Here is a 26,583-nt window from a genome sequence, read left to right on the forward strand (position 1 = left end):
TTTCGACCTGCGCCAGCCCCCGCTGATGCGCATCTCCGTGGCGCGCCTGGACGCGGGCGCCCACCGCGTCCTGTGGACGCACCACCACCTCCTGATGGACGGCTGGAGCCTGGGCGTGCTGTTCCAGGAGCTGCTCGGCACGTATGCGGCGCTGCGCGAGGGCCGCGCCGCGCCCGGGGGCAGGGCGCCCGCCTACCGCGACTACATCGCCTGGCTGCGGAGTCAGTCCGAGCAGCAGGCGGAGGCGTACTGGCGTCAGTCGCTGCGAGGCTTCATGTCACCCACGCCGCTGCCGGGCACGCTGCCCGTGGGAGCGAAAGGTGCGGCCCGGCGCAAGGACACGCGCACCTTGCTGGTGTCGGCCGAGCAGACCCGGGCCCTCCAGTCCTTCGCGCGCCAGCACCAGCTCACCGCGAACTCGGTGGTCCAGGCCGCCTGGGCCCTGGCCCTCTCGCTGCACACGGGCCAACGCGACGTCCTCTTCGGGGCCACGGGGTCCGGACGTTCCGCTCCGCTCGCGGACATCGAGCACACGGTGGGGCTGTTCATCAACACCGTCCCGGTGCGCGTCCAGGTCGTCTCCGAGTCGCCGGTGCTGGCGTGGCTGAAGGACCTGCACGCGCGGCAGCTGGAGCTCCGCCAGTACGAGCACACCTCCCTGGTGCGAATCCAGGGCTGGAGCGAGGTGCCTCGCGGGACGGCCCTCTTCGAGTCCCTCTTCGTCTTCGAGAACTATCCCCTCGACTCGGCTGTCGGCTCGATGAGCGACGGCCTCGGCATCCGTGACGTCGCCGTGCGGGAGCAGGCGGAAACGGCGCTGGAGGCCGTGGTCGTTCCAGGCGAGCGGCTGGGATTGAACCTCGCCTACGACACCTCGCGCTTCGACGCGGCGTTGCTGGACGGCCTGCTGCGGCACTGGGCCCTGGCGCTGCGAGAGCTGGTGGCACGGCCCGAGCGGCGCGTCGGTGACGTGACGTTGCTGGAAGAGGAGGAACGGCGGCGGGTGGTGGTGGAGTGGAACGAGACGGCGCGCGAGTACCCGAGGGAGTCGACGCTGCCGGAGGTGTTCGGGCGGGTGGTGGAGCGCTTCGCGAGCAAGGTGGCGGTGGAGTTCGGAGAGGAGAAGCTGACGTACGGGCAGCTGGACGCCAGAGCGAATCAGCTGGCGTGGCACCTGAGAGGGCAGGGGGTGTCGACGGACGTGCGGGTGGCGGTGGCGGTGGAGCGCTCGGTGGAGCTGGTGGTGGCGCTGGTGGGCATCCTCAAGGCGGGCGGTGCGTACGTGCCGCTGGACGCCGGGTACCCCCGGGAGCGGCTGGCGGCGATGGTGGAGGATGCGCGTCCCCAGGTGCTCGTCACCACGCGCGCGCTGCGGCCGAAGTTGCATGAGGGACTGAACACGGTGGTGCTGGAAGAGGCGGCGTTGGCGGGGCAGCCGACGCATGCGCCGCCGGTGACGGCGCTGCCGGAGAGCCTGGCCTATATCGACTTCACCTCGGGAAGTACCGGGCGGCCCAAGGGCGTGGGGACACCGCACGCGGCCGTGCTGCGCACCGTCTTCGGTGCGGACCATGCCCACTTCGGACCGGAGGAGGTGTGGCTGCAGCTGGCGCCCATCTCTTTCGATGCGTCGACGCTGGAGGTCTGGGGCGCGCTGCTGCACGGCTCGCGGCTGGTGGTGATGCCGCCCCACGCAGCCTCGCTCGAGGAACTGGGCCAGGTGCTTCAGCGCACCGGAGTCACCAGCCTGTGGCTCACCGCGGGCCTGTTCACGCAGATGGTGGACACGCACCTGCAAGGGCTGCGCACGGTGAAGCAGCTGCTGACGGGCGGGGACGTGGTGAGTGCGCCGCATGTGCGTCGCGTGCTGGAGGAGCTGCGCATTCCGGTGACGGCCGGCTATGGCCCGACGGAGACGACGGTCTTCGCCTCCTGCCACCGGATGACGGACGTGGCGCACGTGGGCACCGCAGTGCCCATCGGGCGGCCCATCGGCAACACGCGGGTGTACGTGCTGGACGCTTCGGGACAGCCGGTGCCCGTGGGTGTCACAGGCGAGCTGTTCATCAACGGCGACGGCGTGGCGCGCGGATACGTGGAGCAGCCGGCGCTGACGGCGGAGCGCTTCGTGCCGGACGCCTTCTCCGGAGTACCCGGTGCGCGGCTGTACCGCACGGGAGACCTGGCGCGGTGGCGCGCGGACGGAGTGCTGGAGTTCCTCGGCCGCGCGGACACGCAGGTGAAGGTGCGCGGCTACCGCATCGAGCTTTCGGAAGTGGAGTCCGCCCTCCAGCAGCACCCGGACGTGCGCGAGGCGGTGGTGGTCGCCCGGGATGATGGTCCGAGCGGAAAGCGTCTGGTCGGGTACGTGACGGCGCGCGAGGGCAGGGGGCTGGACTCACTGGCCCTGCGCGGCCACCTCGGTGGCACATTGCCGGAGTACATGGTGCCGTCGGCCGTGGTGGTGCTGGAGGCGCTGCCGCTGACCTCGCAGGGCAAGGTGGACCGGAGGGCCCTGCCCGCACCCGACTTCGCGTCCCTGAAGTCGGAGGGTTTCGTCGCGCCTCGCACTGCCACCGAGCAGAAGCTGGCGGGCCTCTTCGCCGAGGTACTGGGCCTGGAGCGGGTGGGGCTGCACGGCAACTTCTTCGAGCTGGGCGGGCACTCGCTGATGGCCACGCGCGCCGTCTCCCGGCTGCGAACCGCCTTTGGCCTCGAGCTGCCCCTCCGGGAGTTGTTCGAAGCGCCCACCGTGGCGGCGCTCGCCGACCGCATCGAACGGCTGGCGCGCACTGGGAACACCCGTGTCGCGGCGCCTCCACTGAAGCCGCGTGAGGACCGGAGCAGCCGTGTCCCCGTCTCGTTCGCACAGCAGCGGCTGTGGTTCCTGGACCAGCTCAAGCCGGGCAGTGCCTCCTATAACGTGTCCTCCGGGGTGCGGTTGACGGGGCCCCTGGACGGGAAGGCGCTGGAGCGAAGCTTCGAGGCGCTGGTCCAGCGCCACGAGTCGCTGCGCACGACGTTCCGCACCGAGGGCGGGGTGCCCGTGCAGGTCATCACCGGAGCGCCGGTGCTCGCCTACCGCGAGGTGGACCTGAGCGCGCTCCCTGCCTCGGAGCGCGAGGTGGAGGCGCGGCGGCACGTCGCGCAGGAATCGCTCCGCCCCTTCGACCTGGAGCGCGGGCCGCTGTTCCGGCCAACGCTGTTGAGGCTGACGCCCGAGGACCACGTGCTGGTGCTGGTGCTGCACCACATCGTGTCCGACGGCTGGTCCACGGGCGTGCTCGTGCGCGAGGTCGGAGCCCTCTACGACGCCTTCTCCAGGGGCCTGCCGTCGCCGCTGCCGGAGCTGCCCGTCCAGTACACCGACTACGCGGTGTGGCAGCGCGGGTGGCTCCAGGGCGAGGTGCTGGAGGCACAGCTCGACTGGTGGAAGCAGCAGCTCGCCGGAGCACCGCCTCACCTGGAGCTGCCCGCGGACTTCCCGCGCCCGCCGTCACTGTCGACGCGGGGAATCACGGTACCGGTGCGCCTGCCCCGTGAGCTGAGCGAGGCGCTCAAGGCGCTGGCCCAGCGCGAGGGCGCCACGCCCTTCATGCTGCTGCTGGCCGCATTCCAGTTCCTCTTGTCCCACTACTCGGGCCAGGAGGACGTCGTTGTCGGCTCGCCCATCGCGGGCCGCCGCCATGCGGAGACGGAGGGCCTCATCGGCTTCTTCGTCAACACGCTCGTCCTGCGAGCGCGAGTCGAAGGGTCGCTCTCGTTCCTGGAGCTGCTGCGCCAGGTGCGGGAGACCACGCTGGGTGCCTACGACCACCAGGACGTGCCCTTCGAGAAGCTGGTGGAAGAGCTGCAGCCGGTGCGCGACCTGGCCCGCTCGCCCTTGTTCCAGGTGCTCTTCGTCCTGCAGAACGCCCCGGTGCACGAGGTGCTGCTGCCCTCCCTGGCCATCCGCCCGCTGGACGGCGGTGCCGGGGAGCTGTCCAAGTTCGAGCTCAGCCTCAACCTGTCCGAGTCACCCGAGGGCTTCTTCGGCCATCTCCAATTGGCCGCCGACCTCTTCACCGAGGCCACGGGCGCGCGCCTGGTGCGGCACTTCCAGGGGGTGCTGGAGGCCCTCGCTACCGAGCCCGGGCGCCGCCTGTCCGAGCTGCCGCTGCTGACCGCCTCCGAGCGTCAACAGGTCCTCCACGCCTGGAATGACACCGCCTCCGAAGCGCCACTCGGCTCCTGCATCCACCACGTCTTCGAGCTCCAGGCCGCGCGCACCCCGGACGCGCCCGCCGTGTCGTTCGAGAACGCCGTGCTTTCGTTCGCCCAGCTCAACGCCCAGGCCAACCGGCTCGCGCACCGGCTGCGCGGACTGGGCGTCGGGCCGGACGTGCCCGTGGCGCTGTGCTTCGAGCGCTCGGTGGACATGGTGGTGGCCCTGCTGGGCGTCATGAAGGCCGGTGGTGCCTACGTGCCCCTGGACCCGGCATGGCCCACGCAGCGGCTGGACTTCACGCTCCAGGACTGCGCGGCCCCCGTGCTCGTCACCCAGCAGCGACGGGTGGGCACATGGACTGTGCCGGAGGGCACGCATGTGCTGTGCCTCGACTCGGCGGAGGCGCTGCCTGCCTCTTTGCCGTCGCACAGCCCGGTACCGGCGGCCTCCGCCCACAACCTGGCGTACGTCATCTACACGTCGGGAAGCACGGGCACCCCCAAGGGCGTCATGGTGCGGCACCGCTCGGTGCTCAACCTGCGCCACGCGCTGGCACGCACGGTGTACGCGGGCCAGCCCCCCGGGCTGCGCGTCAGCGTCAATGCACCGCTGGCCTTCGATGCCTCCGTCAAGCAGCTCGTCCAGTTGCTCGACGGCCATTGCCTCTGCATCGTCCCCGAGGCGGCGCGGCAGGACCCTGACGCAATGAGGGAGTGGCTGAAGCAGGAGCGGGTGGACGTACTCGACTGCACGCCCTCCCTGCTGCGGCTGTTGGTGGACGCGGGCCTGCTGCGGGATGCGCCGGTGCCGAAGCTGCTGGTGCCCGGCGGCGAAGCCCTTGACGCGTCGCTGTGGAAGCAGCTCGCGGCGGCGCCCCGCACGCACACCTTCAACGTGTACGGCCCCACCGAGTGCACGGTGGACTCCACCGCCTTCGCGGTGAAGCGGGAGACCCGGCCCACCATTGGCGGGCCGCTGGCCAACGTGCGGACGTACGTGCTGGACGCGCACCTGAGGCCGGTGCCGGTGGGAGTGCCCGGAGAGCTGTTCATCTCCGGAGCGGGACTGGCGCGAGGGTACCTGCGCCGTCCGGCCCTCACGGCGGAGCGCTTCCTGCCGGACCCGTACAGCCCGGTGCCTGGAGCGCGGATGTACCGCACGGGGGACAAGGTCCGCTGGTTGGGGGACGGGACGCTGGAGTACCTGGGCCGCACCGACTTCCAGGTGAAGCTGCGCGGCTACCGAATCGAGCTGGGCGAAATCGAAGCGGCGCTGAGTCAGCACCCGGCGGTGCGCCAGGCGCTGGTGCTGGTGCGAGAGGACGTGCCGGGCAACCCGCGCCTGGTGGCGTACTTCGCCCACCACGGCGCCGCGCCGGACACCGCCGCCCTGCGCGCGGCGCTCAAGCAGCGGCTGCCCGAGTACATGGTGCCCGGAGCCTTCATCGCCCTGGACGCCTTCCCCCTCACGCCCAACGGCAAGGTGGACCGCGGGGCGCTGCCCACGCCTGACGCAGCACTGCCATCCGCCACCTACGAAGCGCCGACCACTCCCACGGAGGAGCAGCTCGCGACCATTTGGTCCGAGGTGCTGCGCGTGGAGCGGGTGGGACGCCACGACGACTTCTTCGCCCTGGGAGGACACTCCCTGCTGGCCACCCAGGTCGTCTCGCGCGTGCGCGGCGCCGTGGGCGTGGAGCTGCCGCTTCGCGAGCTGTTCGAGTCGCCCACGGTGGCCGGGCTCGCCGTCCGACTGGACACCCTGTCCGGTTCGTCCCGGGGCGTGTCCCTGGCGCCTCCGCTGCGCCCCATGCCGCGCACCGGTTCCCTGCCGCTGTCCTTCGCCCAGCAGCGCCTGTGGTTCCTGGACCGGCTGCAGCCGGGGAGCCCCTTCTACAACATGCCCGTCGTGCTCTGGCTGGACGGCACGCTGGACGTGGCGGCCCTGGAGCGCGCCCTGACGGAGCTGGTGCGCCGCCACGAGGTGCTGCGGACCACCTTCGAGCAGCAGGAAGGCCCCATCCAGCTCATCCACCCACCCGCGCCGGTGCCCCTGCCGGTGGTGGACCTGTCCGCGCTGTCCGAGGACACGCGCGAGGCCGAGGCCCGACGCCTGGCCCAGGAGGAAGCCCGGCGCCCGTTCGACTTGACGCGCGGGCCGCTGCTGCGCGCCTCGCTGCTGCGGCTGTCCGAGTCGCGCAGCCTGCTGCTGCTGATGCTGCACCACATCGTCTCGGACGGCTGGTCCACGGGCGTGCTGGTGCGCGAGTCCGCGGCCCTCTACGCGGTGTTCCGCGAAGGCCGTACCTCTCCGCTGCCCGAGCTCGCGGTCCAGTACGCGGACTACGCGGTCTGGCAGCGTGGCTGGCTGCGGGACGAAGCGCTGCAGGCCCAGCTCTCCTGGTGGCGCGAGCACCTGGCCGGGGCGGCTCCCGCGCTGGAGCTGCCCACCGACTTCCCGCGCCCCGCGGTGCCAGGGCTGCGCGGCGCCAGGCTCACGCGCGTGCTTCCGCGCGCGCTGGCCCACTCGCTCAATGCCCTGTGCAGGCGCGAGGGCACCACGCTCTTCATGGCCCTGCTGGCGGGCTTCGAGGTCGTCCTCTCGCGCTACTCCGGCCAGGAGGACTTCGTCGTCGGCACCGACATCGCCAACCGCAACCACGCGGAGACGGAGGGGCTCATCGGCTTCTTCATCAACCAGCTGGCCATGCGCGCGCGGCTGGGCGGCGACCCGTCGTTCCGGGAGCTGCTGGGCCGCGTGCGGCAGGCCACGCTCGGCGCGTATGCCCACCAGGACCTGCCCTTCGAAGAGCTGGTCCGGGCCATCAACCCGGACCGGGGCCAGGGACATGCGCCGCTGTTCCAGGTGAAGCTGGTGCTGCAGAACCAGCCGGCCTCCACGTTGGAGGTGCCCGGCCTCACCCTGCGCGGCGAGCCCGTGGACTCGGGCACGTCGCGCCTGGACCTCACCGTGGCCATGGCCGAGACGGCCCGGGGTCTGGAGGTCGGCTGCGAGTACCGCACGGACCTCTTCGAGGAGGCGACCATCGACCGGCTGGTGCGGCACCTGGGGACGGTGCTGGAGGCCGCGGCGGATGGACCCGAAGCGCGCCTGTCCTCCCTGTCCCTGCTCTCCGCGCCGGAGCAGCGCCAGGTGCTGGTGGAGTGGAACGCCACCGAGCAGGACTTCCCCCGCGCGACGTGCGCGCACCACCTCTTCGAGGCCCAGGCCGCACGCACGCCGGAGGCGGTGGCGCTGCGCTTCGAGGGCCAGTCCCTCACGTACGCGCAGCTCGACGCGCGCGCCAACCAGCTCGCGCACCACCTGCGCGCGCTGGGCGTCCGTCCCGAGGTGCCGGTGGCGCTCTGCGTGGAGCGCTCGCTGGAGACGGTGGTGGGCATCCTGGGCATCCTCAAGGCGGGTGGCGCCTGGGTTCCCCTGGACGCGAGCTACCCGGTGGAGCGCCTCACGTACATGCTGCGCGACTGCGCCGCGCCGGTGCTCGTCACCACCGAGGCCATCGCCGACGAGCTGCCCGCGGGCGCCGAGCAGCTCGTGCTGCTGGACGTGGACGCGGCCCTCATCGATGCGCGGCCCGTCACGGCGCTCGACAGCGGGGCAGGCGCGGACAGCCTCGCGTACGTCATCTACACCTCCGGAAGCACGGGGCGTCCCAAGGGCACGCTGCTGCAGCACCGCGGCCTGTGCAACACGGCGCTGAATGTCGTGCGCGCCCACGGCTTCCGTGCCGGCAGTCGCGTCCTCCAGTACGCCGCCTTCGGCTTCGATGCCTCGGTGGCGGAGGTCTTCGGCGCGCTGCTGGCGGGGGCCACGCTGGTGCTCGCGCCGCGCGAGCGGCTGATGCCCGGTGCTCCGCTGCGCACGCTGCTGAGCGAGGAGGCCATCACCGCCGTCACCCTCACGCCCTCCGTGCTGGCACAGCTGGAGCCCGAGGCGTTTCCGGCGCTGGAGACCCTCATCTCCGCCGGTGAGGCCTGCACGCCCGAGCTGGTGGAGCGCTGGGGCGGCCGGGTGCGGCTGCTCAACGCCTACGGCCCCACGGAAGTCACGGTGTGCGCCACGCTGTCCGAGCCGCTGGTGCCCGGTCAGCTGCCCACCATCGGCAGGCCGTGGGCCAACGTGCGGGTGTACGTGCTGGACGCGGCGCTGCGGCCGCTGCCCGTGGGCGTGCCCGGTGAGCTGTGCGTGGACGGTGTGGGCCTGGCGCGTGGCTACCTGGGCCAGCCGGGCCTCACCGCGGAGCGCTTCGTCCCCAATCCCTTCTCGGCCGCGCCGGGCGCGCGCATGTATCGCACGGGCGACCGGGTGCGCTGGCTGGCGGACGGGACGCTGGAGTACCTGGGCCGCATCGACACGCAGGTGAAGCTGCGCGGCTTCCGCATCGAGCTGGGAGAGGTGGAGTCCGCGCTGCTGCAGCACCCGTCCGTGCGCGAGGCCGTGGCCACGGTGCGGGAGGGTGCGCCGGGCGACAGGCGCCTGGTGGCGTACGTGGTGGCGGAGGAGGGGGACACGCTGGACGTGGCCTCGCTGCGCCAGGCCCTCAAGCAGCGCCTGCCCGAGCACATGGTGCCCGCGGCCATCGCCGTGCTGGAGGCGCTGCCGCTGACGCCCAACGGCAAGGTGGACCGCAAGGCCCTGCCCGCGCCGGAAGGAGCCCGGACCGACGGAGCGCCCGGCTACGTGGCGCCGCGCACCGCCCTGGAGGTGCAGCTCGCCTCGCTGTGGGCGGAGCTGCTGCACGTGGAGCGCGTGGGCCTGCACGAGGACTTCTTCGAGCTGGGCGGCCACTCGCTGCTGGCCACGCAGGTGGTGTCACGGCTGCGCGCCACCCTGGGCGTGGAGGTCCCCCTGCGCGTCCTCTTCGAGGCACCGACGCTGGAGGCGCTCGCCCCGCGCGTGGAGCAGGCCGTGCGGAGCCTCGCGTTGCCCGCGCTGCGTCCCGTGCCCCGAGGCGGTCCCCTGCCGCTGTCCTTCGCCCAGCAGCGCCTGTGGTTCCTCGACCGGCTCCAGCCCGGCGCCGCCACGTACAACGTGCCCACCGTCCTGCGCGTGGAGGGCCGTCTGGACGTAGGGGCCCTGGAGCGCGCCTTCACGGAGCTGGTGCGCCGCCACGAGAGCCTGCGCACCTGCTTCCCCGACGAGGGCGGCGTCCCCGTCCAGGTCATCGCACCGCCGGGCCCGTTCCTCCTCACGGTGACGGACCTCCGCGCGCGCGCGGACCGCGAGACGGAGGCCCTGCGGCTGGCGCGGGAGGAAGCGTCGCGCCCCTTCGAGCTGGCGCGGGGCCCCCTGCTGCGCGTCACGCTCTTGAGGCTCGTCGAGGAGCAGCACCTGCTGCTCATGACGCTGCACCACATCGTCACCGACGGCTGGTCCTCGGGCGTGCTGGTCCGGGAGCTGGAGGCCCTCTACCTGGGCTTCGTCGCGGGAAGGCCGCCGGCGCTTCCGGAGCTGACGCTCCAGTACGCGGACTACTGCGTCTGGCAGCGGGAGTGGCTGCGTGACGAGGTGTTGGAGTCTCAGCTCACCTATTGGAAGACGCATCTGGCCGGGGCTCCCGCGGCGCTGGAGCTGCCCACGGACTTCCCGCGCCCGCCGGTGCTGTCGTCGCGGGGCGCGAGCTTCGGGTTCCAGCTGCCTGCGGAGCTCTCCCGCGACCTCCAGGCCCTGTGCCGCGCGGAGGGCGTCACCCTCTTCATGGCCCTGCTGGGCGCCTTCCAGGTCGTGCTGGCCCGCCACTCCGGGCAGGACGACATCGTCGTCGGCACGCCCATCGCCGGCCGGCGCTTCGCGGAGCTGGAGGGCTTGATTGGCCTGTTCATCAACACGCTCGCCCTGCGCACGCGCCTGGACGGAGACCCGTCCTTCCGCGCGCTGCTCGGCCAGGTCCGCGAGACGACGCTGGGCGCGCAGGCCCACCAGGACGTCCCGTTCGAGAAGCTGGTGGAGGAGCTGCGGCCCCAGCGAGACCTGGGCCGCTCGCCGCTGTTCCAGGTCATGCTCGTCCTCCAGAACACGCCCGACGCGGGGCCTCCCGCGACAGGGGGGCACGGCGCGCTGTCCCTGCACCCCGTGGACCTGGAGAGCGAGACCGTCAAGTTCGACCTCACCGTGGCCTTCGGCGAGGGGCCCGAGGGCATTCGCGGCCGGGTGGGGTATCGCACGGACCTGTTCCGCGAGGAGACCGTGCGCCGGTGGGTCGCGCACCTGCGAGGCCTCCTGGAGGCCGTCACGGCCAACCCGGAGCTGCGCCTGTCCCAGCTGCGCCTGCTGACCTCCGAGGAGCAGCGTCAGCTGCTGGCGGACTTCCAGGGCCGGGCCCAGCTGTATCCTCGCGACGTGTCCCTGCACGCGCTCATCGAGGCGCAAGTGGAGCGCACGCCGGACGCGGAGGCGGTGCGCTTCGAGGAGGACGCGCTCAGCTACACGCAGCTCGACGCGCGCGCCAACCAGCTCGCGCACCACCTGCGCTCGCTGGGCGTGGGGCCGGAGACGCGGGTGGGCGTGTGCCTGGAGCGCTCGCTGGATCTGGTGGTGGCGCTGCTGGGCGTGCTGAAGGCCGGTGGGGCGTACGTCCCGTTGGATCCGGCGTACCCGAAGGAGCGACTGGCCTGGATGCTGGAGGACTCCGACGCCGCGGTGCTCCTCACCCAGCAGCAGTTGCTCGAGGTGCTGCCTCCTCACTCAGCCAGGGTGCTGTGCCTGGAGGGTGACGGGGCCGCGTGGACGCGGGAGGACGCGTCCCGTCCCGTGCCGCTCGGAGGGCCCGACTCGCTGGCGTACATCATCTTCACGTCCGGGAGCACCGGGCGGCCCAAGGGGGCGATGAACGCGCACGCCGGCATCGTCAACCGGCTGCTGTGGATGCAGGGAGAGTACGGGCTGACGGCGGCGGACACCGTGGTGCAGAAGACGCCGTTCAGCTTCGACGTGTCCGTCTGGGAGTTCTTCTGGCCGCTGATGACGGGCGCGCGGCTGGTGCTGGCCAGGCCCGGGGGGCACCAGGACCCCGCGTATCTCGTGCGGCTGATGGAGCAGGAGCGCGTCACCACCGCGCACTTCGTGCCGTCCATGCTGCAGGCCTTCGTGGAGGAGCCCGGGCTGGAGCGGCTGACGCACCTGCGCCGGGTGGTGTGCAGCGGTGAGGCGCTGCCCATGCCGGTGGTCCGCCGTGCGCAGGCCCGGCTCCCCTCCGCGCAGGTGCACAACCTCTATGGCCCCACGGAGGCGGCGGTGGACGTCACGTACCACGCGTGCCCCCGGGACGACGCGCGGTCCGCCGTGCCCATTGGCGGGCCGGTGGCCAACACGCGCATCTACATCGTGGACCGCCACGGGCAGCTCGCGCCGGTGGGAGTGCCGGGTGAGCTGCTCATCGGCGGCGTCCAGGTGGGCCGCGGCTACTGGCGCCGGCCGGAGCTGACGGCGGAGCGCTTCGTGCCCGACCCCTTCAGCGGCACGGAGGGCGCGCGCCTGTACCGCACGGGGGACCTGGCTCGCTGGCTGCCCGAAGGCACGGTGGAATACCTGGGCCGGCTCGACTTCCAGGTGAAGCTGCGCGGCTTCCGCATCGAGCTGGGCGAAATCGAAGCCGCGCTGCACGCGCACCCGGGCGTGGGGGAGGCCGTGGTCGTGGCACGCGACGACGGCCCCGGTGGGATGCGGCTGGTGGCCTACGTGGTGCCCGCGTCCACGGGCTCCCCGGACGCAGGCGCGGAGCGGGAGGGCGCCACGCTGGAGGTGTCGGAGCTGCGCACCTTCCTGTCGCGGCGCCTGCCTTCGTACATGGTGCCCTCGGCGTTCGGGGTGCTGGGCGCGCTGCCGCTGACGCCGAGTGGAAAGGTGGACCGGCGGGCCCTGCCCGCACCGGAGCGCACGCCCGTCATGGGCTCCGTGTACGAGCCGCCGTGCTCGCCGCTGGAGGAGTCCCTGGCCGCCATCTGGGCGCAGGTGCTGCGCATGGAACAGGAGCGGGTGGGCCGCCATGACGACTTCTTCTCGCTGGGCGGTCACTCCCTGCTGGCCACGCAGGTGGTGGCCCGGGTGCGCTCGATACTGGGCGTGGACGTCCCCCTGCGCGCCCTCTTCGAGGCGCCCACGGTGGAGCGGCTCGCGGCCTGGCTGGAAGGCGCGAGGGCCGAGGGACCGGAGCGTCACTGCGTGACGCTGCGACGCGAGGGCACCGGCACGCCGGTGTTCTTCGTGCACGCGGTGGGTGGCGCGGTGGGACCGTACCGCGAGCTCGCGCGGCGGCTGGGCCCCGACCGGCCCTTCTACGGCCTGCAGGCCTCCGGGCTGGATGGGCGCGAGCCTCCGCTGGAGCAGGTGGAGGCGCTGGCCCGCCGGTACGTGGAGGCGGTGCGCGCGGTGCGGCCGGAAGGACCGTATGTCCTCGGTGGCTGGTCCATGGGCGGCGTGGTGGCCTTCGAGATGGCGCGCGAGCTGGAGCGGCAGGGCCAGCGCGTGGAGCTGCTGGTGCTGCTGGACAGCTTCGCCCCCTCAGAGGCGGTACCGGTACAGGAGCCGGACGGCGCGCTGCTGCTCGCAGGAATGGCCATGGACCTGGCGCGCACGGCCGGCGCCGAGCCGACGTTGCGGCCGGAGCTGCTCACGGGCCTGTCCGACGACGAGCAGCTCGCCCAGGTGACGCGGCATGCACGCGAGGCGGGCTGGCTGCCTCCGGAAGTCCTGGACACCGACCTCCGCGCGTGGCGCGACGTGATGCGGGCGAACATGCGGGCCTCCGCGACCTACCGTCCCGGGGCCTATGACGGGCCGGTGCTGCTGCTGCGCGCGAAGGACTCGAAGCGCGAGGGCTCCATCGATGCGACGCACGGCTGGGCCCGCTGGGTGAAGTCCGCGCTCACCGTGGAGGACGTGCCGGGAGACCACTACAGCGCGCTGCGGGCACCGCACGTGGACGCCCTGGCGGCCCGGCTCGCGAGGCACCTCGCGGACGCTTCGACGGGAGCAGCCCGGCGCGGGGAGGGCTGAGCCGCCTCGCGCGAGCGGGTGAGCAGGCCGGCGCGGAGGAGGGCTGTCGCGCCATGCCGCGACAGCTCGCGTGGACCGAGTCTCCGGACGACGGCTCCGCTCAGCGCTGGGCCGCCGCTCCCGGGCGCGCGGGTGCGGCCGGCCCGAGCCCGTCCACCAACCCCTGAGCCACGGCGGCGGCGAACGCCTCCAGGGTGCGCGCTTCGCGCCACCGCGCGGCCTCCTCGAAGTCGAGCGCGTGGTGCGTCTCGATGATGACGGAGGGGATGGTCGGCCGGCGCAGCACGAAGATGCGCCGGTGCGTGGGCTCGCTCGTCCGCGAGACGAAGACGCCGGGCTGGGCGGTATCGGACGCGTAGAGCCCCTCGTAGTCCACGCCGTCGTAGTGCCGGAAGCCGGCCCGCCCCATGTGCCGGGCCAGCGCACGCGCCAGCTCCGCCCGCCGGGTCATGAGCGGCGCCTCGGCCTCCTCGGACCAGAGCACGCTGAACCCCGGTGATGCGTCCTGCCGGTAGCACTGCTTTCCCGGCGTGGGAGACCAGGACGTGGCCTGGCCGCGCGAGTCCGAGTGCAGGCTCAGCAGCGCGTGCGCGCCCCAGCCCTCGGCGGCGGTGAGGCGATCAGGGTAGGGGACACGCTCCCCCGACTTGCGGCTGAGGCGCACCTCGAAGCGGCCCGTGGCCTCCAGCCGCCGCGCCAGGTCCTCCGCCACGCGAAGGGTGAAGGCCTCCTCGTCCTCGCAGGTGACGGACTTGTTGCCCGTGTTCCCCTCGGCGCCGTGCCCCGCGTCCAGGTAGATGCGCCGCTTCTTGAACCCCGCCGGGAACTTCACCTCCGCCACGGTGAGCGGCGCGCCCGGCGCGGGCCAGACGGCGATGGGCACAGGAGGCGAGCCCCCGTCCTGCGCAAAGGCCCCCAGGGGCGCGAGCCCGGTGAGCAACGCGAGTCCCAGTCCCAGCAATCCAGTGGCTCTCGGCATGGCAGGCAGGTGCGACGCCCGAGGACGGGGCGCCGTTCCCCAGTGTCTCGCGAAGCAGGGCCCGGTTGCCACTGAGCACCCGCGGGGACGCCCGCAAAGACGACGGGCAGGCCCCCGTGAGGAGACCTGCCCGCGTCACTGCTCAGCGTCCGTGAAGGCTAGGCCCGGACCTCGGGCTCCGCCGCCTTGGGGGCCAGCGGGGCCTCCTTGCCCTGGTCGCCGCCCGAGCCACCCGGCGCCGACGTGGGGACGGGCACGGTCTCCAGCGCGGCCTTGAGCACCTCGTCCATGTGCGTGACGAAGATGAACTCCAGCTCGTTGCGCGCCTGGTCCGGCACGTCGATGAGGTCCTTGCGGCACCGCTCGGGCAGGATGACCCGCTTGATGCCCGCCCGGTGCGCCGCCAGCACCTTCTCCTTGATGCCACCCACCGGCAGCACCAGGCCCCGCAGCGTGGCCTCGCCCGTCATCGCCGTGTCGTGCCGCACCCGGATGCCCGTCAGCAGGCTGGTGAGCGCGGTGAGGATGGTGACGCCGGCCGACGGCCCGTCCTTCGGAATGGAGCCCGCCGGGAAGTGCAGGTGCAGGTCCGTCTTCTCCAGGAAGTTCGGGTTGATGCCGAGCTGCTCCGCCTTGCTGCGCAGGTAGCTCAGCGCCGCCGTGGCGCTCTCCTTCATCACGTCGCCCAGCTGGCCGGTGAGCGTCATGCCGCCCTTGCCCGCCATCTTGGTCGCCTCGATGAAGAGCAGGTCGCCACCCGCCGCCGTCCAGGCCAGGCCCGTGGCCACACCCGGCACCTCGGTCCGCTCGGCCACTTCCGAGTAGAACGTCTCGGGCCCGAGGATCTCCTTCACGCGGTCGGAGTTGATGGTCTGCTTCTCCATCTTCCCGCCGGCCACCTCCACCGCCACCGCGCGGCAGATGTCCGCGATGCGCCGCTCGAGGTTACGCACGCCGGCCTCTCGCGTGTACGAGGTGGTCAGCGTCAGCAGCGCCTCGTCGGTGATCTCGATGTGGTCGCCGTTGAGCCCGTGCTCCTTGAGCTGCTTGGGCACCAGGTGGATGCGGGCGATGCTCTGCTTCTCCTCGAACGTGTAGCCCGTCAGCTCGATGATCTCCATGCGGTCCCGGAGCGGCCCGGGGATGGGGTCGAGCTGGTTCGCCGTGGCGACGAACATCACCTTGGACAGGTCGAACGCCACGTCCAGGTAGTGGTCGCTGAACGAGTTGTTCTGCTCCGGGTCCAGCACCTCGAGGAGCGCCGCGCTCGGGTCCCCGCGGAAATCCGCGCCGAGCTTGTCGATCTCGTCGAGCATCATGACCGGGTTCTTCGTGCCGGCCTTCTTCATGCTCTGGATGAACCGGCCCGGCAGCGCGCCGACGTAGGTGCGCCGGTGGCCGCGGATCTCCGCCTCGTCACGCACGCCACCCAGCGACAGGCGCACGAACTTGCGGCCCGTGGCCTTGGCCACGCTCTGGCCCAGCGACGTCTTGCCGACGCCCGGAGGACCCACGAGGCAGAGAATCGGGCCGCGCATGTCGTTCTTCAGCTTGCGGACGGCCAGGTACTCCAGGATGCGCTTCTTCACCTTCTTGATGCCGAAGTGGTCCTTGTCGAGCTGCTGGCGCGCGTTCTCGATGTCGAGGTTGTCCTCGGAGATCTTGGACCACGGCAGGTCGGCAATCCAGTCCAGGTAGGTGCGGGAGACGGTGTACTCGCTGGAGGCCGCCGGAATCGTCTTCAGGCGGTTGAGCTCCTTCTGGGCCACCTTCTCCACGTCGGGCGGCAGGCCGGCCTTCTTCAGGCGCTCCTGCAGCTCGTCCAGCTCCTCCTCCTCCTCGCCCATCTCCCCCAGCTCTTCCTTGATGGCCTTGAGCTGCTGGCGCAGGTAGTACTCGCGCTGGGTCTTCGACATCTCGCCCTTCACGGCGGAGTCGATCTTGTTGGAGAGCTTGAGGATCTCCCGCTTGCGGTTGAGCAGCTCGAGCACGAGCTTCATCCGCGCCTTGAGGTCCACCGTCTCCAGGACGGCCTGCTTCTCCTCGATGGGCACGTCCACGTTGGCGGCGATGAGGTCCGCCAGGTGGCCGGGGTGGGTGATGCTCTCCACCAGCTCGGTGGCCGCCGCCGGCAGCTCGGGCATCAGCTCGATGACCTCGCGCGCCAGCTTCTTGAGGTTGATGCCCAGGGCCTCCACCTCGACGTTTTCAGAGGACGTCTTGTCCTCCACTGCGTCGACGCGGGCCTTGAGGTACGGGGCCTCCTGCACCAGCTCCACCACGCGGAAGCGGGCCAGGCCCTGCACGACGAGCGAGTAGTTGTCCTCGCCCATCTTCAGCAGCTTCACGATGCGGGCGACGGTGCCCATGGTGTAGAGGTCGGACGCGCCCGGGTCCTCCTCCTCGGCGCGGCGCTGCGTGACGACACCGATGACCTGGTCGTCGCGGACCGCGTCCTTGATGAGGGCAATGGTCTTCTGGCGGCCCACGGCCAGCGGAAGAACCCCGCCCGGGAAGAAGACGCTGTTGCGCAGCGGCAGGATGGGCAGCACCTGCGGAATGTCTTCCTTGTTGATGAGCCCCGGGGGCGCCATCGCGGTCGGCATGGCGCTCGCTGAGGAGCCCTTCTTCTTCTCGTCGGACATGAAGTTCAGCCTCTTCCTTCTTGCTCTCGCTGCTTGCTCTGGCTCGGGCCCGGCCAGCAGGCGGCCGGACTTGCGAACATCTCTCGGTTTTCTTTCAGTCTTCTGCGACAGATGAACCAACGTAACAACCAAAACGGACATGGCAAACGCGGTGTGCGTTTTTCCACGCCCTCGTCGGATGCCCGACGATCCTTAGAGTTCTCGCGTCCTTGCGTGGGGTGGGGCATGCTTGCCCCCCCAGCCCTGCGGCGCGCCTCGGGGTGCGCCGTCCCCCCGGAGGCCGCCATGAAGCTCCGTACCTGTGCCCCCCTGTTGTTGCTGCCCGCCTTGTTCGGGGTGGCGTGCAAGTCGCCTGTCGATGACCCGGGCTCCACCCTGCCAGGGCAGTGTGAGAGCGAGTCCCCGGTCGTCGCCCCCCAGAAGACGGACATCCTCTTCGTCATCGACAACTCGTCCTCCATGGAGGAGGAGCAGGAGGGCATCGCCCAGGAACTGCCCGCCTTCGTCGAGGCCCTGAAGGAGGGCAGCGGGGTGGTGCAGGACTTCCGGGTGGGCGTCATAACGACGTCGGTGTACCGGCGCAGCCTCTTCCAGGGCCAGGAGCAGGTCCGCTACTACGAGCGGGAGTCCGGGCGCCTGCAGCCGGTGCCGGACGCGTCCCGCCAGCCCACCGACGAGCGCTTCATCGAGGGGACGGACCCGTTCCTGGTGGAGAAGTTCCGCCGGCTGGTGGAGCAGGGCACCGAGGGCAGCGGGCAGGAGACCCCCTTCGAGGCGGTGCGCCTGGCCGTGACGGAGCCGCTGACGGCGACGCCCATCTCCGAGGGCGGCAACGCGGGCTTCCTCCGGGACGGGGCGCGGCTGCTGGTGGTGGTGGTGACGGACGAGGAGGACTGCAGCTCCACCGAGCGCCCGCCGCCGGTGGTCATCAACGAGGACACGACGGTGGACCACTGCACCCAGCAGGGGGACAAGCTCACGTCGGTGGACGAGTACTTCTCCATGTTCCAGGGCCTGCATGACTCGACGGGGGCCTCCCGGGAGGTCCTGTGGGCCACCATTGGGCCCGTGGGGCTGACGGACAAGCAGGTCGGTCTGGTCCAGGACGTCGTCGAGGGCGAGACGTTCGTGCGCAACGTCGACTGCCCGACGTCCAACGGCCCGGGCTTCCGGCAGCGGGCCCTGGCGGAGAAGTTCGACGAGTCGAGGAACAACCTCGACTCCATCTGCAAGGCGGGCTACCGCGACACGCTGCTGCGCATCGCCGAGCTGGCCACGGTGGCGCAGAGCATCGAGGTGGTGAACCTGCCGGACCCGCGGCTGGCCCAGGTGGAGCTGACGCGCGCGGGCGGCGCGGTGGAGAAGTGCTCGGTGGCCGCGGGGGACCTGCGCTACGAGCCCTCCGGCGAGGGGCGTTCCGCCCGCCTGTACTTCCTGGGCCCCTGCCTGCGCCGCGCCGACGACGAGAAGGTGGAAGTGAAGGTCATCTGCGCGGGCTGAGGCCCTGCGCCGTGTAGACCCTGGAGATCTCGAAGGTCCTCCCGGTGGATCCGCGCTGTCAGGTTGGATCCACCGCCCCACCGCCCTGCGTGAGGATCCGAGGTCCAGGGTCTGATCCGCCGTCCCGTCGCCGTGCGTCCTGGGCGGCGCATGTCAGACCTCCGAGCATACTGAACGTGCGTCCAGACGAGCGTTCAAGCGCGTGGGCTCTGGCGTGGAGGCGAGATGAGCGCGGCGGTGGGACAGCGGTCGGGAGTGGCGGGGGCGACGGGCTCGAGCTCGGGTTCGGCAGGCTCGGTGGTGGAGCAGCTGCGGGAGCGCATCCGCCAGCTGCAGGCGGCGCCCCGGCGGTACCTGGCGGTGCTGCGCACGGGGATGGAGGCGGTGGACGCGCTGCTGCCCTCGGGGGGCTTTCCGCTGGGGCAGGCCGTGGAGCTGTGCGGCGAGGCCGCCTCGGGGCGCACCAGCCTGGCGCTGCGCGCGGTGGCGGCGGCGCACCGGGAGGAGCGGCTGTGTGCGTGGGTGGATGGGCCGCGTGAGCTCTACCCGCCAGCGGCCGCGGCGCTGGGGGTGGACCTGGAGCGGCTGCTCATCGTCCGGCCGAAGGCACCCGAACAACGCGTGTGGGCGGCGGTGCAGCTCGCCCGCAGCGGCGCCTTCGCCTGCGTGGTGCTGGACCTGACGCGAGGGGTGGGCTCGACGGGGAGGATTCCCCGGGTGGGGCTCGCCGAGGCGCGGAAGCTTGCGGACGGGGCCGAGCGCGGGGGTGGGCTCTTGCTGATGCTCACCTCGCCGGAGGCACCCGCGGACGGGGTGACGCGGCTTCGCACGGAGGCGCGGGACGGGGAGGGCTGGTCGGTGGAGGTGGTGCGCAGCCGGCGCGGGGGCACGGGCGCGCGGGCGGTGCTGCCGTGGAGCGCGCTGTACCCGGAGCTGGGGCTGGAGGACGGCGGGCGGCTGCTGGACGTGGCGGAGGCGGGGGCGGATGCCACGCCGGACTTCCTGCGCGAGCAGGGCGGTGCGCTGCGCAACGGCTGCGGCATCCTCGGCCAGCGGCCCGGCCGGGACGCGCCCATGCCGTCCGTGCGCGAGGGCCTGGACCGGGCCGGCGTGGCGCACTGAGGGCGGGCATGCGCAGGGCCTATCTGCACTTCACGCGCTTCCCGGTACAGCGCAGGGTCCTCGAGTCCCCGGAGCTGGCGGGCCGGCCCTTCGTGCTGGTGGAGGACGTGCGCGGCCAGCGGCGGGTGGCGTGCTCCTCCACCACCGCGCTGAAGGCGGGGGTGCGCCCGGGGATGACGCTGACGGCGGCGACGGCGCTGGAGCCGGTGCTGCGGCACTTCCCCTACCGTCCCGAGGACGAGGCGCGCGCGCTGACGGCGCTGGGAGAGGCGCTGATGACGCTGGCGCCGGGCTTCCAGCTGTCCGCACCGGACGGGCTGTGGCTGGACGCGGGGGCGGCGCACCTGGTGGGGGGCGAGGAGGGGCTGGCCTCACGGGCGCTGGAGCTGTGCGCCCAGCTGGGCTACCGGGCGCACGCGGTGGTGGCCTCGGAGACCTTCACGTCGCGGGCGCTGGCGCGGTACGGGGCGCGCCGGGTGGAGGTGGTGCCGCCGGGCGAGGGCGCCCGCGCGCTGGCGCCGCTGCCCCTGGCGGCGCTGGAGGGCGGGGAGGGCGCGGCCTTCTCCGCGCTGGGGCTGACCACGCTGGGCGAGGTGGCGGCGCTGCCCGCGGGGGCGGTGGCGGCGCGGGGAGGCGCGGCCGGGGCGCGGGTGCACGCGCGCTGCCGGGGGGAGGACGACACGCCCTTCGTCGCGGCGGTGCTGGAGGAGGTGCTGGAGGAGCGGGTGGTGCTGGACTTCCCCGCGGACTCCTTCGAGCCCCTGCGCTTCGCGCTGAAGACGCTGACGGACCGGCTGGGGGCGCGGCTGTCCGGGCGGCGGCGGGCGGCGGTGCGGCTCACCTTCGCGCTGAAGCTGGACCCGACGGGGCAGGCGCGGGTGCCGCTGACGCTGGCGCGGCCCACGTCGCGCGCGAAGCTGCTGCTGGACCTGGCGCGGCACCGGCTGGAGGAGCTGAAGCTGGAGAACCCGGTGGCCGAGGTGTCCGCGCGGGTGGACGAGCACTCGGAGGACCGGGGCCAGCAGCTCGCGCTGGGAGACGCGCCGGAGGGGGACGCGGCGCTGGAGGTGGTGCTGTCGCGGCTGGTGACGACGCTGGGCGAGGAGTCGCTCTTCGCGGCGGGGCTGGAGGCCGTCCACCGGCCGGAGGCGGCGCACGGCGCGCGGGCGTTCCACCCGCCCGAGGGGAAACGGGGGCTGGTGGCGGACGGGCTGGAGGCGTCCGCCCGGAGCGAGGTGGCCCCCGGGGTGGGTCGGGAGCGGCCCTCGCGGCTCCTGGTGTCGCCGGCGTGGCTGGACGCGGAGGTGGCGGAGTCCGGGCGGCTCGTGGCGGCGCGGCTGGACGGCAAGCGGCACCGGGTGACGGCGGTGACGGGGCCGGAGCGGCTGGGCGGGGAGTGGTGGTCCGAGACGCCCTACCAGCGGGACTACTACCGGGTGCACTTCGAGGGGCTCGGCCCGGCCTGGGTGTTCCGGGACGCACGGGATGGCCGCTTCTATCTGCAGGGCCTGTTCGACTGAGCCGGGCGCCCTATCATCAGGAGATAGGAACCCACCTCCTGCCCTCCAGGTCCCCAGCCATGCGTGCCTTCCGTCCCGCCAGCGTCCTGCTGTTCTTCCTGCTCGCCGCATGCTCGGCCCCCCAGGTCCGGCCGCCCGGGGCCCTGCGCAAGGTGGTGGTGGCGGTGGGCTCGCGGGTGGACACGCTGCCGTCGTTCACCTACCGCGAGGACCTGATGGGCGAGGGGAACCCGCGCACGGTGCTGGTCAGCCAGGCGGAGGCGGCGCTGCGCGAGCGGGGCTTCGAGGTGGTGGGCACGCGCATCTCCGCGGCGCCCGTGCCCTCCACGGAGGAGGTGGTGGCCCTCATCGACAACAACGGGGCCGAGGCGGCGGTGGTGGTGGTGCTGGCGTGGGTGGATGCCACGGCCGTGTATGCGCTGGGCCGGGCCGAGGTGGTGCTGGAGACGGCCATTGTCGCCCCGACGGGCGACCTGACGTGGCGCAACGAGAGCCGGACGGTGTCCCAGGTGGGCGCCTACGCGGCGCAGACGGGCTTCCAGTCCTACCTGCGCAAGGCCGTCATCGAGGCCATCCAGGCCGTGCCCTGAAGCGCGGCCCGGCGTGTCTCAACGGCGTGCCTCAGGGCGCGGGCTTGGGACTGGCCCGCCGCAGGTGCTCGTAGACCGTCTCTGCGAGCAGGTAGAGGAACTGGGCATCGCCGAAGGCCAGCGTGTCGCCGTCGTGGAGCTGCACCTGGGCGCGGTAGCCGAGCGGCGCGCCGTTGATGAAGGTGCCGTTCATGGACTCGGCGTCGCGCACGGTGAAGCCACCGGTGGTGGCATTCCAGCGCAGGGTGGCGTGGTGCTGGGAGACGGACGGGTCCGGGACGACGAGGTCGCACTCGTCCGTGCGGCCGACGGTGAACTCCGAGCCGTCCACCGTGGGCTGGAGGAAGTGGACCTCCAGGTTGTCGAAGTCGCGGAGCATGGCCAGCAGCCGCTCCTCCATGCGCGAGCGGTGCGCCATGGCGACGGTGCTGCGCGGGCCCATGGGCCGCGAGCCGGAGTCCTGGAGGAGGGACGCGGGCTGCAGGATGAGCGCCACCGGCCCGGACGCGGCCCGGAACGCGTCCAGCGGGGCCCCGGCGAAGGGGCGGAGCTGTTTCACGGACACCATGAGGCCTTCCACCCTAAGCGCAAGCGGTGGGGACGGGAAGCGCCGAGCACGCTCCAGCGGCCCCGGTGGCCCTTCCCTCCCGGGCTGGCCGCCCCCCGCCAGGCCGCCCGGCCACCGCCATGGCTTCGCGCGAAAGTCCGTGGGAGCGTGAGGGCCGCATGCGGGTCCTCGTCACGGGAGCGGCGGGCTTCATCGGCCACCACGTCAGCGCGCGGCTGCTGGCGCGGGGGGACACCGTCATCGCGGTGGACAACCTGGACCCGTCCGGGGACGTGGCGCTGAAGCGTGCGCGGCTGGCGCGGCTGCGGGGCCTGCCCGGGGCGGAGGCGCTCGGCTTCCACGCGGTGGACGTCACGGACGGGCCCGCGCTGCGGAGCGTCTTCGAGCGCGAGCGTCCGGAGCGGGTGGTGCACCTGGCGGCGCGCGTGGGCGTGCGGGCCACGGGGAAGTCCGCGCACGGCTACCTGGAGGCGAATGTCACGGGCTTCCTCCACGTCCTGGAGCGCGCCTGCGCCCAGGGGGTGGAGCACCTCGTCTACGCGTCCTCCAGCTCCGTGTACGGTGCGGGCACGCCGCCGCCGTTCCACGAGGGCGCGGCGGCGGACCAGCCGCTGAGCTTCTACGCGGCCACCAAGCGCGCGGACGAGCTGATGGCGCACGTGTACAGCCACCAGCACGCGCTGCCCACCAGCGGCCTGCGCTTCTTCACGGTGTATGGCCCGTGGGGCCGCCCGGACATGGCGCCCATGCTCTTCCTGCGGGCCCTGCGCGAAGGGCGTCCCATCGACCTGTACGGCGAGGGGCGGATGCGGCGCGACTTCACGCACGTGGACGACGTGGCGGAGGCGGTGCTGCGCGTGCTGGACCGGCCTCCCGCGGGGACGCCGCCTTACCGGCTCCTCAACGTGGGGCGCGGCGAGCCGGTGGCGCTGCGCGACTTCCTGGCCGTGCTGGAGCGGCACCTGGGCACGCGGGCGGTGCTGAACCCGCTGCCGGCCCAGCCCGGGGAGATGGAGGCCACGTGGGCGGACCCGGGCGCGCTGGAGCGCGAGACGGGCTTCCGGGCCCGCATCTCCGTGGAGGAGGGGCTGGCGCGGCTGGTGGCGTGGGCCCTCCAACAGTCCACGCCCTGAGCCGTCCACCCGTGTCCCCGGTCCCAGGGGCTTTGCCTATAATGGCCGCACCGGGACGCGCGTCCCGGACACCCGGGCCGGCGGGTGGGTGGTTCATCCGCAACGCTGCTGGAGCTCCCTGCTGGAGTGACGTCATGGCCCGGTCCTGCCCCGCGGAGTCGAGGCTCCGCCTCGTCGCGCTCGCTGCCTTCCTCCCCCTGCTCGGGGCCTGCTCTGACCTGGAGAATGCCGGCTGCCCCCGGGACGGCCACACGGCCTTCGAGTCGCGGGCGCCGTTCGATGCGCGTGCGCGGGTGCGCCGGGTGGACTGTGGCTTCCGCAGCGGCGTGGAGGGCATGGCCGTGGGGGCGGATGGCTCCATCTGGCTGCGCCGCCTCGAATACACGGACCGGGGCGACGAGAGTTTCTATTACCCGGCGGAGAAGCGGCTGACCCATGTGGGGCCCGGGGGCGAGCTGCTCGGTGAGCTGCCGATGCCGGAGTTCATCAAGGACTTCGTCGTGCACCCCAGCGGGGAATTGACGATTCTGGGCTGGGACCAGCCGGAGGATCCGAGGACCCTCCAGATGCGGCGCATCCGGCCGGATGGCTCGGTCATCGCCGAGCGCCTGCTCAGCTTCTCCATTCCGCCAGCGGAGCGCCTGTACTACCTGTCCTCGGCGGACGGCCAGCTGGCGAGGGTGACGTTGCCGGAGGAGGAGCGCGTCCTGGGCGTCGCCGCCGCCAGGGCCCATGGCGAGGACCTGTTCGTGCTGGTGGGGGCGGACGGCCTGCGCCTCCTCCACCTCGACAGCACGCTGGCGACGCGCTGGGTGAGCGTGGTGGCGCCGAGCGTCGGAATCCTGGGGGCGAGCTGGGACCAGCTGCGGGCGCTGGGCGCGCCGTTCATCGGCTGGGCGCTGGCCGTCGACGAGGCAGGCCGCATCCACGTCGCGAGCCCCTTCCTGGACATCACCCGGCGCGCCTATGCGGATGCCCTCGAGACACAGCCGGAAGGGCCCGGGGGACGAGGCATCCTGCTGACGACCTTCGAGCCCACGGGCGCGCGGCTCTCCGCGAGGACGGTGCCCACGGAAACGGCGGATGACATCACCAGCCTCATCGTGAGGGGCGACACCTTCACGATTGGCGCGCGGGCCGCCACGCCGGCCACGCAGGCCAAGAAGCGCATCGACACCGACCTGTTCTTCGCCTCCGGCCGTTGGGACGGGATGGGGGACGCGCCCGTCATCCGCACCATTGCGTTGGACCGGGATGAGGCGCCCACCGCCCTGGTGCCCTGCGGCGAGGGGCGCTACTGCTTCGCGGGCCACACCGGCTACGTGGAAATGGAGACCGGGCTCACGCATGACGCGGGCAAGGGGTTCATCCTCACGGTGGACGCGAAGGGTGAGCAGCAGGACCTGCTCCTGCTCGAAGGTCAGCGGGACACGGAGGTCCTCCGTGCGCTGCCGCGGCCCGATGGCTCCATCGTGTTCGCCTTCGCCACCAACCAGCCGGCCAACACCCGGGTGGGAGACAGGTTCAAGAACAACGAGGTGTGGCTGGGCGTGTTCGGCGGCCCCTGACCCGTACTCACCCCGACGTCACCGTCACCTGCCCGTGCTCCACGCGCCACGCCTCGGTGGTGCAGGCGCGAGCGAAGGCGGCGTCGTGGGTGACGAGCACCAGCGCGCCCGGGTACTCGCGCAGGGCCGCCTCCAGTCTCTCGATGGAGGGAAGGTCCAGGTGGTTGGTGGGCTCGTCCAGCACCAGTGCCCAGGCGTGCTGCCCCAGGCCACGGGCCATGAGCAGCTTGCGCGCCTCGCCCGGCGAGGGCTGCTCCGACGCGAGCAGCCGCTCCGGGTCCACGCCGAGCGCGGCCACCAGGGACAGCACGCGGCCCCGCTCCTCGGGTGGCAGCTCACGTACCGCGTCCAGCGTGGCGCGGGCCTCGGCGGCTCCGACGTCCTGGGGCAGGTACAGCACGCGCTCCAGCGGCACGCGGGCGTGCTCCAGCAGCGCGCGCACCAGGGTGCTCTTCCCGGCGCCGTTGGGGCCTTCGATGCGCACGCGCGCCTCGCGGCCGACGGACAGGTTCACCGGGCCGAGCAGCGCCACGTCGCCCGCGCGCAGCTCCGGCACGTCCAGCGTGAAGAGCCACGGGTTGGGTGAGCGCACGTAGCCCACGAAGACGGAGCGGCCCACCGTCTTGTCCGCGGTGAACTCGCCCACGGCCTCGGTGGCGCGCTCCAGCTCGCGGCGCATCACCCCCACGCGCTGGCCGGCGCGACCCTCCGCCCAGCCGGCGACGACCTTCGCGCCCATGGAGCGTGCATCGTTGTCGTTCTTGTCCTTCATGCGATTGCGCGTCTGGCGGTTGGCCGTGGCGGCCTGCTGCTCGCGGCGGGCCTGGTCGAGCAGGTGCGCCACGCGGCGCTGCTCGGCGCGGGACTCCTGGTAGGAGGCCACCTCGGCCTCGCGCTCGGCCTCCCAGTGGCCCTTCGCGGTGGACCACGCCCCGGGCCACAGCCGCGCGCTGCCGCCATGGACGCGGAGCGTGGCGGTGGTGAGCGTCTCCAGCAGCGTGCGGTCATGCGACACCACGACGCCGATGCCCCGGAAGCGCTTCAGCGCGGAGACGAGCCACGTGCGGGCCTCCGCGTCCAGATGGTTGGTGGGCTCGTCGAGCAGCAGCACGTGCGGCTCGGCGGCGAGGGCCGCGCCCACCTGCCACCGCTTGCGCTCACCCGGGGACAGCGTGGGCCAGCGCTCCAGCGCGGTGACGTCCAGCCCGAGCTGCCCGTGCAGCCGTCGCGCGAGCGAGTCCCACGACTCGGCGAAGGCGGTGATGTCGGGCGTCAGCGTCTCCACCTCCTGGTGACAGAGGCGGACGGAGGGCGAGGGCGGCTCCAGTTGGAGGTGCCCCCCGGTGGGCGTCAGCTCTCCCGACAGCAGGCGCAGGAGGGTGGACTTGCCGGCGCCATTGGCACCGACGAGGCCCGTCCAGCCGGAGGGCAGGTGGAACTCGACTTCGGAGAGGACGGGGACGGCGTCGGAATAGGCAAACGACACGCGATGCGCGCGGACGGAAGGCATGAAGCGAACTCCTGAATCCAGGGCGCGAGCGCACCGTACGGCGGCTCAGCGCGGGAGAGGCCAAGGGACCTGGGGATTCAGCGGTTCAGCTTCAAGGGAGCGTCAGACCTCGTGTAGGGAGGGGGTGTCAGGCCCTCCGGTGGCATCCGCAGCGCAATCTATGGCAAGGCCGGGGAGGGATTGCAACCCCGGCCCGGCGCGCCGGCCTGGTCGGACGGCGCGCACG

The 26,583-nt window shown here is 72.5% G+C and carries 11 protein-coding genes (1 of these 11 only partly in view); 7 read left to right on the forward strand and 4 right to left on the reverse strand.

What is annotated here, in order from left to right; genetic code table 11:
• Positions 1-13,222 carry the 3' portion of a non-ribosomal peptide synthase/polyketide synthase gene (locus LXT23_RS11875; protein WP_253980233.1) on the forward strand. Its footprint begins 4,892 nt before the window's first position, so the window shows 13,222 of its 18,114 coding nt (coding positions 4,893-18,114); its start codon lies beyond the left edge, outside the window; its stop codon occupies positions 13,220-13,222.
• 100 nt (positions 13,223-13,322) lie between these two features.
• On the opposite strand, the gene LXT23_RS11880 is transcribed toward LXT23_RS11875, so the two are convergent.
• Both LXT23_RS11880 and lon read right to left on the reverse strand, forming a co-directional pair.
• Complete coding sequence (locus tag LXT23_RS11880; protein WP_323378903.1) at positions 13,323-14,183, reverse strand: N-acetylmuramoyl-L-alanine amidase family protein; 861 nt, start codon at positions 14,181-14,183, stop codon at positions 13,323-13,325.
• Between the two features lie 176 nt (positions 14,184-14,359).
• On the reverse strand, positions 14,360-16,846 hold the full coding sequence (gene lon, locus LXT23_RS11885) for an endopeptidase La (protein ID WP_253980235.1): 2,487 nt from the start codon (positions 16,844-16,846) through the stop codon (positions 14,360-14,362).
• 285 nt (positions 16,847-17,131) lie between these two features.
• Between lon and LXT23_RS11890 the strand changes: the two genes are divergently transcribed.
• The 4 genes from LXT23_RS11890 (at position 17,132) to LXT23_RS11905 (ending at position 21,578) form a co-directional block, all read left to right on the forward strand.
• Positions 17,132-18,346, forward strand: coding sequence for a vWA domain-containing protein (locus LXT23_RS11890; RefSeq protein WP_253980236.1), 1,215 nt, complete (start codon positions 17,132-17,134; stop codon positions 18,344-18,346).
• A 225-nt stretch (positions 18,347-18,571) separates the two neighbouring features.
• Positions 18,572-19,468 carry an ImuA family protein gene (locus LXT23_RS11895; RefSeq protein WP_253980237.1) on the forward strand — a complete coding sequence of 299 codons (897 nt, stop codon included), beginning with the start codon at positions 18,572-18,574 and terminating at the stop codon, positions 19,466-19,468.
• An 8-nt stretch (positions 19,469-19,476) separates the two neighbouring features.
• Entirely contained in the window at positions 19,477-20,988 is a 1,512-nt protein-coding gene (locus LXT23_RS11900) for a Y-family DNA polymerase (protein WP_253980238.1), read from the forward strand.
• 59 nt (positions 20,989-21,047) lie between these two features.
• Positions 21,048-21,578, forward strand: coding sequence for a hypothetical protein (locus tag LXT23_RS11905; RefSeq protein WP_253980239.1), 531 nt, complete (start codon positions 21,048-21,050; stop codon positions 21,576-21,578).
• A gap of 31 nt (positions 21,579-21,609) precedes the next feature.
• Here the strand turns inward: LXT23_RS11905 and LXT23_RS11910 are convergent, their stop codons facing one another.
• Positions 21,610-22,146, reverse strand: a complete 537-nt coding sequence (locus LXT23_RS11910; RefSeq protein WP_253980240.1) for an FHA domain-containing protein — start codon at positions 22,144-22,146, stop codon at positions 21,610-21,612.
• 158 nt (positions 22,147-22,304) lie between these two features.
• On the opposite strand from LXT23_RS11910, the gene LXT23_RS11915 reads away from it, so the two are divergent.
• Positions 22,305-23,279: an NAD-dependent epimerase/dehydratase family protein gene (locus LXT23_RS11915; protein ID WP_253980241.1), complete on the forward strand. Its 975-nt coding sequence runs from the start codon at positions 22,305-22,307 to the stop codon at positions 23,277-23,279.
• 134 nt (positions 23,280-23,413) lie between these two features.
• The gene (locus LXT23_RS11920; RefSeq protein ID WP_253980242.1) at positions 23,414-24,847 is read left to right on the forward strand and encodes a hypothetical protein; all 1,434 of its coding nucleotides are present in this window, start codon (positions 23,414-23,416) and stop codon (positions 24,845-24,847) included.
• A 7-nt stretch (positions 24,848-24,854) separates the two neighbouring features.
• Here the strand turns inward: LXT23_RS11920 and LXT23_RS11925 are convergent, their stop codons facing one another.
• Positions 24,855-26,357: an ATP-binding cassette domain-containing protein gene (locus tag LXT23_RS11925; RefSeq protein WP_253980243.1), complete on the reverse strand. Its 1,503-nt coding sequence runs from the start codon at positions 26,355-26,357 to the stop codon at positions 24,855-24,857.
• Between the last annotated feature and the right edge of the window lie 226 nt (positions 26,358-26,583).

The sequence above is a fragment of the Pyxidicoccus xibeiensis genome, from assembly GCF_024198175.1.
In the GTDB taxonomy this organism is placed as follows: Bacteria; Myxococcota; Myxococcia; order Myxococcales; family Myxococcaceae; genus Myxococcus; species Myxococcus xibeiensis.